We start from the raw sequence: 7,717 nt of genomic DNA, 5'->3' as shown, positions 1-7,717 counted from the left end.
ATCCAATAAATATCTTTCTTAAAATTGAGTATTCAAGATACCTTCTTAACAACCTAATAAATATCTTTCTCAAAATTGTTAACAACCGTTCTGCCTACCCGTAAAGTGTGTGTAGGGTGTTAATTTCATAACGGGTAGGCTTCCAGCCTCCCGTCTTCATTGGCTGGCTTTCGGGGGGAACGGAGACTCCCCACATCTTCAAGGCTCTCGACAGTCCCCATTCGGGCTTGACAAACCCCACATTCTGGGAACTGCTTCACCACAAGGAAGTATAATTAGAGACTATTTAAAAATTACGGAAAACAAGGGCGTGTTTAGTTTCACCCCCTGTTATTTAAACAGTATTTGACTCTGAGGAGGATTTTCAGACCATAACACATTACCCCAAGCAGGATTCGGGTTACAGTAGTCTTTTTCAGAAAACAGGGGATCCTACTGCCAAACCACGTTGTAAACGCACCCCAGAACCCCTCATGAGGATTCCTATGCCTGTACTCTTCTTCAGAAAACACTCTGTCTCTCTTCTTACTACCAAAACCACCTGGAGCGTTCTTAGTTTTCTTAACAATCGGCCGATAACCCTTTTCCACCACAGTGTTCAGAACTTTCTTTGAATCATAAGCCCCATCAGCATAAAAATTCCCAGAACCCCCCGGCAGGAGTTCAATCAGCTCGTTCTCAGAAGTTGTGATCTTCACAGCAACCGGATACAGTAAACCCGGCAGGATTCTCGTTATTGCCTGAACTTCTATCCTGCCCTTTTTTTATTTGTAATAATGGTTGAGTCTGCTTGAGTGCTGGCGTAGGGTAATTTCTGGAGTTTTTTCAGGAGGTGGTTTGTCAGTTCTTCGAGGTTCAGCTTTTTCTCCCAGTTGTGGAGGGTTGAGTAGTGAATGTTTGCTCCGAAGAATTTTCTGCCGTAGTGCTGGGCGTCTCTGAGGGGTAGGTTGTAGTATTGTTTAAAGAGGAGTATTGCCAGTATTGTTTTTACTGGAAATTTTTTGGATTTTGGCAGGTTCTTCAGCTTTCCTTCTGATTCGAAGTCTGCTAAAACGTCAAGAATTGCGAATGCCACGCTTTCAGGGTCTTTGAGTCTGTGATCCCATCTGGGGATCACGACAACCACCTGAAAGAATTCAGCAAAAACCCTAATAAAGGTTACTATAAACACGCCCAATTCTACCGAAATACTTAAATCTGTTTTTCGGTAATTATCTACAGGTGAGACTTATGGGAAAGATCAAAACCAGCATTTATATAGACGATGAACTATGGTGGGAGCTCAAAAAAGATGCTGCGGAAGAGAAAAAAGATCTAAGTAAGCTTCTTGAAGAGATTATTTCTGAGGGTCTTTTATTGGATATTGAAAGTGCTTTGGAAAAGATGTTGGAAAAATTCGAGAAAAAAATTGAGTTTGAACCAGTTCCTGCCAAGGGTCCTATAAGTGAACTTGTTAGGAGGATGAGAGATGAGCGAGAAGACAGTCTACTTGGACAGTAGTGCTATAATAAAGCGTTACATAAAAGAAGAAAACAGTGAGAAAATAGTGGAGCTGTACACTAGGGCGTATCAAGGTGAAATTAAGCTAGCCTTTAGTTTGTGGAATATAGGAGAAGTTTTGGGGGTATTGGATAGAGCAAAAAGAATAAAGCGAATTAATGAGGAGGCTCATGAATTAGTTAGAGCCAGATTTCTTTCTGAAGTCCTTAGGATGAAGAGACTTGGGATACTAAAGATAATTCCGATCTATGGCTCAATTCTAGCAAATTGTTGGAATCTTTTGGAGAAATATCATATTTATCAAGCAGATGCTATCCAAATTGAATCCGCAAAGCGAGTAAAGGCTTCTGAATTTTATACAGCGGACAAAAAATTACATCAAATAGCAATTTCAGAAGGACTAAATTCGTTTCTTGTTTAGGCAGAAACCCGCACATGTGCGGGGTTAACTATAACTACTTCAAAGCCATATTTTAAACTGGTGAAAGCATGCCTGTGATTGAAGTTAAAAACGTTAGGAAGTATTACGGCGATGTTAGGGGTGTTGAGAACCTGAGCTTCGAAGTCGAGGAAGGGGAAATCTACGGCTTTCTTGGGCCGAACGGCGCCGGAAAGACCACGACCGTCAAAATCCTCGTGAAGATAATCAAGGACTATACTGGTGAAGTTAAAGTTTTTGGCAAAGACCTGCGCGAGTGGGGCAAAGACTACTACAACAAAATCGGCGTCTCCTTTGAGTTCCCTGCAGTTTACTCCCGCCTCACGGCCCTCGAAAACCTCCAGTTCTTCGCGAGCTTCTACAAAAAGCACCTCGACCCGATGGAAGTCCTCAAGATGGTTGGGCTTGACAAGGAAGCGAATCAACTCGTTGCAGGGTTTTCCAAGGGTATGAAGAAGAAGCTCGACCTGGCGAGGGCTCTGCTCCCGGACCCCGAGATACTCTTCCTCGACGAGCCGCTTGAGGGCCTCGACCCCGCGAGCGCGAGAAAGATCAAAGACCTCCTCCTGGAGATGAAGAGGAGCGGGAAGACGGTGTTTCTCACGACACACAACATGTATGTCGCGGACGAGCTGTGCGACAGAGTCGCTTTCATCGTCGATGGTGCCGTCAGGCTCGTAGACAACCCGGGTGAACTCAAGGTGAAGATGGGCAAGAGGCTCGTTAAGGTGGAGTACGTTGAGGACGGAAACGTCAAGACAGCGGAGTTTCCACTTGAGGGCATCGGCCAGAACGAGGAGTTCCTGAACATCCTGAGAAACCACGAGATAAGGAGAATCAACACAGAGGAGCCGACCCTGGAGGAAATATTCCTCAAGGTGACGGGGAGGCGGCTTGTATGATGAAGAACCTGCTGAAGACGAACCTCATAGTCGGTACGAGGAGCTATGTTTATCCGATATACGTGCTGATAGGCCTAGCCTACGGCCTGATGCTCATGGCCTTCCCGGAGAGGTACCTCCCGACGATGGTTCCGCTATTCCTCCTCTTCGAGCCGGGCCTTGTGGGCTTCATGTTCGTGGGCACTGAAATATTCGCAGAAAAGAAGGACGGGGCGATAGGAGCACTTGCCGTGACGCCGATAGAGTGGAAGAGCTACATCCTAGCTAAAACGGCTATTTTAAGCGTTCTTTCAATCGTGGGGGCTGTGCTGATAATGGCCATAGGCACACGTTCTCTCAACGGGCTTCCCTACGTGGTAGTTGGGGTCTTCCTTTGCTCCGTAGTCTACACTCTCCTTGGAATAGGCATATCTGCAAAATACTACGACCTGGACGACTACTTCGTCCCGATAATGGCTGTCCTCGTGGTCTCCCTCCTACCGTTCGCCCACTACCACGGCTACCTGCAAAGCGGGGTCTGGAAAGTCCTCTACCTTGTACCAAGCTACCCGGCGCTTTACTTCTTCAAGGCGCCGTTCGTTGATGTCTCGAGGGATACCTTAGTATTATCAGCAGCGGCCCTGCTCGTTTGGTCTGCTATAGCGTATTACATAGCTAAAATAAGGTTCTACAAGTATGCTGTGGAGGGAGTGAGATGAGTTTTGTGAAAAAGTTTGGAGCTATTTACAAGACAGACCTCAAGCTCCTGAGGAGGGACCCGATGCTCCTGTACAGCGTGGCGATGACGCTGGTCTTCCTCCTCATCGTCCGCTACTTCAAAGACCGCGTTGGCATCTACTACCCACTGCTCGCACTGCTGACCCTCATCTTCATACCCATGATATTCGGCATGATACCTGGCTTCATGATGGCTGACGAGAAAGAAGACAAGACCATACAGGCTCTAAAGGTCATCCCCATATCGAGCGAGGCCTTTCTGGCCTACAGGCTCACGTGGGCGTCAATAATGACAGTGGTGCTGACGGGTGTTGGCCCGTACATCCTCGACATAGACCTCCCGCGGGAGGGACTTCTGGCACTGATGGCCCTCTTCGTCCTGGAGGTGTGGATTTTCGGACTGCTCATCACGGTGTTCTCCGAGTCCAGAATGCAGGCGCTAACAGTCTCTAAAGTTCTCGGCTGGTTCTTATTTCTCCCGCCGCTGATAAAGCTCATCGTCGTCTGGAGGAACCTTTCAACGGACTGGAGCAAGTTCACGGCCTTCCTCCCAACTTACTGGATCTACAGGGTCTTCGAAGGAATTCCGGCCAACGACTACAGCGACTTCCCAATAGCCCTTGTGGTACATCTGGCGTGGTTGATACCTCTGGTAGTGCTGTTTAGAAAAAGGGTGCTGTGAGGTCTTTTTTGATATTTTTCATTTTTTGCTCCCAGAGGGCTGTAAATGCGATCTGTTTTTTTCTCCAAGTGCGAGGAAATGTCCAGCTTTCTCCAATGTGCCTATATGATACTAACGATCTTATCCAATACCTCTCATTCCAGTTTGAGCTTTTCCAGCTCCCTTGAAATCATTCCCCACTGCTTCTCCGAGTACAGAGAGGGCGATGTGATGACGATAAGTGTGCCGTTGAAGTTCATTACGATGTCTTTCAGCGAGAGCAGGAATTTAAGCGCGCTTTCAAAGCCGTTTTCGACCACAAGGTATTCAAAACTATCGATCACTACCCGTGAGTGCCCCTTCTCAAGATGTCTCTTTACGAGGTCAAGGAGAATGCCTATGTCGGTAGGGGAAATCGCCATTGCGTTTTCACTTATCCTGCCGGAGATTATCCGGGTAATCCAGAACACCGGGAACGTAAAGGCCATTTTCTGCGGTGAGCTTCTTGTTATAAGGACACCGTTTCCTGATTGCTGCATTTTATCAATCAGTATTTTTAAGGCTCTTCGGCTTTCCACGTAGAACGCCCCGGGTGGCAGGTTTACGCTTATGCTTTTTGGAGGAACCACATGGAAGAGGGCATACCTCACCATACCCACAAATACCATGGCCCTAAAAACCGCTCCAAGACCATAAAGGTATGAGGCAACGGAGGTCCTTATTGTTATCGGGTATGTGACGTTGATGATTCCCAGGAGAAACAGTCCGAGAGGAAACAGCGTTGCTATGTTTTTAGTGCCTACCTCCTCTTTAACGAGGGCATATCCTGCAAGCATTAAGGCAATACCCAAGAATAGAAGGGGGAAAGCCATGAGAACTGTAGGGGACACATTGAGAAGAACACCCGCAAGGATATACGCTGGGCCGAGAAGAGAACTGATGGCGACTGTAAGTGCTCCCCAGAACATCTTAAGACGCTCAAGGACAAAGAAGGAGGTGGTTATAAGAAGAACTGCCTCTATCACCGCAAACATGCTTAAGAGAGGCATTAGAGCCGTTGCGTCTGGGGACAAGCCTAAGCATGTCAGAATAGGCTGCTGAGTAAACGCAGCCAGAAAGTCTATCCACAGGGCTATACTCAAGAGTAGCATGAACTCTTCACGCTTCTTTAGCCACCTGTAGAGGGAAAACCCCCACGTAAAGAGACGCACTACAACGTTTAATATCTCCAGCATTTGTTTCACCATTTGGTTTTAGCTGTTATCAAATTATATATGATGCCCCAGACTATTGTCAACTGAATAACCTCTGCTTTAAAAATCTTTTTCTGCTAAACAACGACACTGTCAGGATAAGCAGTGGGACGTTAGGTTTAAGTTTCTGATACCTCTTCAGAAAAGGGGAGAGAAATGAGGACTGAAACCATTATTTACTTACTGGTTTCAGTCTTAAAAACCTTTCGCCGGAACAAAATCCCAGCAAAAAAGAAAACCAGGGCAATAAACCTGTACCTGCACGGACTAAGTTACAGACAGGTAGGAACAATCCTCGAAATCAGCCACACAACAGTCTGGGAAACAGTCCAAAAATTCGCGAAAGCAGTTTACCAGCCGAAAATCCTCGCAGTCAAAAAACAGAGAAACTTCATCGCAATTGACGAGACAGTGATAAAGATCAACGGCCAGAAGAGATTTCTCTGGGCTGCAATCGACGTTGAGAGCAAAGAAATCCTAGCAGTATGGATTACAAGCGTTAGGAACTGGTGGATTGCCAGGGACTTCATTCTAGTTGTTTTGAAATCCTGCGAGGGACAGCCAATTTTCCTGGTTGACAAAGGGCCGTGGTATAAATCAGCGTTTAAATCTCTCGGGCTGGATTATCTGCATGTGACTTTCGGGCCGAGGAACTGTGTTGAGCGCTGGTTTAGGACTGTTAAAGAGAGAACAAAGCGTTTCTGGAATAACTTCAGGGCTAGAGACTGGAGGAGGGTTCACAGGTTTGTTTTTCTGTTTTCATTCTGGTATAATTTTGTTAGAATTCATTCTCGGTTTGGTGGACCGCCTGGTGATGTGACTGAATGGCTTCAGGAGGTGATACCCCAGTTATCCTGACAGTATCCTAAACAACATTAGCAAAAAAATAATAAGTCTTATATTAATCAAAGTCAAATAATTATATTGATATTGTTCATGGGTGATTTCTATGTATGGCCACATGGGGAAAATTTTGAGGATAGATTTGACGAACAAAAAGGCAACTGTAGAACCTTTGACGGAGGAGGTCGTTAAGAAGTTCATAGGTGGTAGAGGTCTTGGAGCAAAAATTCTCTGGGACGAACTGAAGCCAGGCACCGACCCACTAAGTCCTGAAAACAAACTTGTTTTTACCGTTGGTCCGCTCACAGGAACGAGAGCACAATCTGCGGCAAGATGGATTGCTCAGTTTAAGTCCCCTCTAACAGGCACGTACTTTAGAAGTGTTGGTGGGGGTTTCTTTGGAGCAGAACTGAAGTTTGCGGGTTATGATGCGGTTATAGTGGAGGGAAAGGCCGAGAAGCCCACGTATGTTTACATAAATGATGACAATGTCGAGTTCAGGGATGCGGAGAGGATATGGGGAATGACAACCCACGTAGCAAGAGAGTTCCTGTGGGAAGAAACAGACAAAAGGGCAAGAATGGTAATGATAGGGCCTGCCGGAGAAAGATTGGTTAAGATATCTGCAATAGTTACCGACGACATGAGAACCGCTGCTAGAGGCGGTGGCGGTGCTGTAATGGGCTCTAAGAATCTCAAGGCCATTGTTGTCAGAGGAAGCAAGAAGCCGGAGATGTACGACGAAGAAGCCTTTAATGAAGCTGTTAAAGAACAGATAGAATCATATAGGAACAACCCTGGGTTTGAGGGATTCCACAACCTTGGAACGAACTTCGCTGTGTATCCATTCTATACTCTAGGCCACTTTCCAACCTACAACTTCAAGCAGAAGGAGCTCGAAGGCGTTGAAAGATTCCAAGCAGAGGTACTTTCTCAATACGTTGTTAAGCATGTGGGATGTTACGGGTGTATGATACGCTGTGGAAAGATATTCAAGCTTACTAAAGGGCCTTACGCTGGAACAGTATGGGACTTTCCCGAGTACGAGACTCACTGGTCATTTGGAGGAAATTTGGGTAACATAAACATCGAATCCATAGTGTATGCCAACATGCTCTGTGATTCTTACGGCCTTGACACAATCTCTGCAGGTGTGGCTATAGGGTTTGCAATCGAGCTTTATGAGAAGGGGATCATAGGGAAGAGCGAAACTGATGGTCTGGAGCTCAGGTGGGGAGACCCGGATATTATCCCCGAGTTAGTTAAAAGAATAGCCCTCAGAATTGGTGGACTGGGCAATCTGCTCGCAGAGGGGACGAGAAAAGCCGCTGAGCTGACCTCCTCCCCGCCCTGAAGGGCGAGGGTTCCAACGAGTTAACCCCTCGCCATTGGCAGGGAGGTT

Annotated in this window: 10 protein-coding genes; 7 read left to right on the top strand and 3 right to left on the bottom strand. The window is 46.4% G+C overall.

The genetic code is table 11. The features are described 5' to 3' along the window. Positions 1-320: 320 nt before the first annotated feature. Together THEPK_RS03870 and THEPK_RS03865 are read right to left on the bottom strand one after the other, a co-directional pair. Positions 321-698: a hypothetical protein gene (locus THEPK_RS03870; RefSeq protein ID WP_042696758.1), complete on the bottom strand. Its 378-nt coding sequence runs from the start codon at positions 696-698 to the stop codon at positions 321-323. Between the two features lie 50 nt (positions 699-748). After that, complete coding sequence (locus tag THEPK_RS03865) at positions 749-1,171, bottom strand: hypothetical protein (protein WP_042697770.1); 423 nt, start codon at positions 1,169-1,171, stop codon at positions 749-751. Between the two features lie 59 nt (positions 1,172-1,230). Here THEPK_RS03865 and THEPK_RS03860 point away from each other — a divergent pair, with 59 nt between their 5' ends. The 5 genes from THEPK_RS03860 (at position 1,231) to THEPK_RS03840 (ending at position 4,240) form a co-directional block, all read left to right on the top strand. Further along, positions 1,231-1,500, top strand: a complete 270-nt coding sequence (locus tag THEPK_RS03860; RefSeq protein ID WP_042698565.1) for a hypothetical protein — start codon at positions 1,231-1,233, stop codon at positions 1,498-1,500. Beyond that, the gene (locus THEPK_RS03855) at positions 1,469-1,921 is read left to right on the top strand and encodes a type II toxin-antitoxin system VapC family toxin (RefSeq protein ID WP_042698562.1); all 453 of its coding nucleotides are present in this window, start codon (positions 1,469-1,471) and stop codon (positions 1,919-1,921) included. The genes THEPK_RS03860 and THEPK_RS03855 overlap by 32 nt, the downstream gene beginning before the upstream one ends. 68 nt (positions 1,922-1,989) lie before the next feature. Next, positions 1,990-2,841, top strand: coding sequence for an ABC transporter ATP-binding protein (locus THEPK_RS03850; RefSeq protein ID WP_042698560.1), 852 nt, complete (start codon positions 1,990-1,992; stop codon positions 2,839-2,841). Continuing rightward, entirely contained in the window at positions 2,838-3,539 is a 702-nt protein-coding gene (locus THEPK_RS03845; protein ID WP_042698558.1) for a fluoroquinolone export ABC transporter permease subunit, read from the top strand. Before THEPK_RS03850 ends, THEPK_RS03845 begins: the two co-directional genes overlap by 4 nt. Then, entirely contained in the window at positions 3,536-4,240 is a 705-nt protein-coding gene (locus THEPK_RS03840; protein ID WP_042698555.1) for an ABC transporter permease, read from the top strand. The genes THEPK_RS03845 and THEPK_RS03840 overlap by 4 nt, the downstream gene beginning before the upstream one ends. 134 nt (positions 4,241-4,374) lie before the next feature. Here the strand turns inward: THEPK_RS03840 and THEPK_RS03835 are convergent, their stop codons facing one another. Beyond that, a complete protein-coding gene (locus THEPK_RS03835; RefSeq protein WP_042698551.1) occupies positions 4,375-5,454 on the bottom strand; it encodes a DUF835 domain-containing protein in 1,080 nt (359 codons plus the stop codon). A gap of 174 nt (positions 5,455-5,628) precedes the next feature. Here THEPK_RS03835 and THEPK_RS03830 point away from each other — a divergent pair, with 174 nt between their 5' ends. Further along, positions 5,629-6,330 carry an IS6-like element ISPfu5 family transposase gene (locus tag THEPK_RS03830; RefSeq protein ID WP_011011653.1) on the top strand — a complete coding sequence of 234 codons (702 nt, stop codon included), beginning with the start codon at positions 5,629-5,631 and terminating at the stop codon, positions 6,328-6,330. A 91-nt stretch (positions 6,331-6,421) separates the two neighbouring features. Beyond that, on the top strand, positions 6,422-7,669 hold the full coding sequence (locus tag THEPK_RS03825) for an aldehyde ferredoxin oxidoreductase family protein (protein ID WP_232194525.1): 1,248 nt from the start codon (positions 6,422-6,424) through the stop codon (positions 7,667-7,669). Positions 7,670-7,717 lie beyond the last annotated feature (48 nt).

The sequence above is a fragment of the Thermococcus sp. PK genome, assembly GCF_000430485.1.
GTDB lineage: Archaea > Methanobacteriota_B > Thermococci > Thermococcales > Thermococcaceae > Thermococcus_A > Thermococcus_A bergensis.
This window is presented reverse-complemented; position numbering and strand designations above follow the sequence as displayed.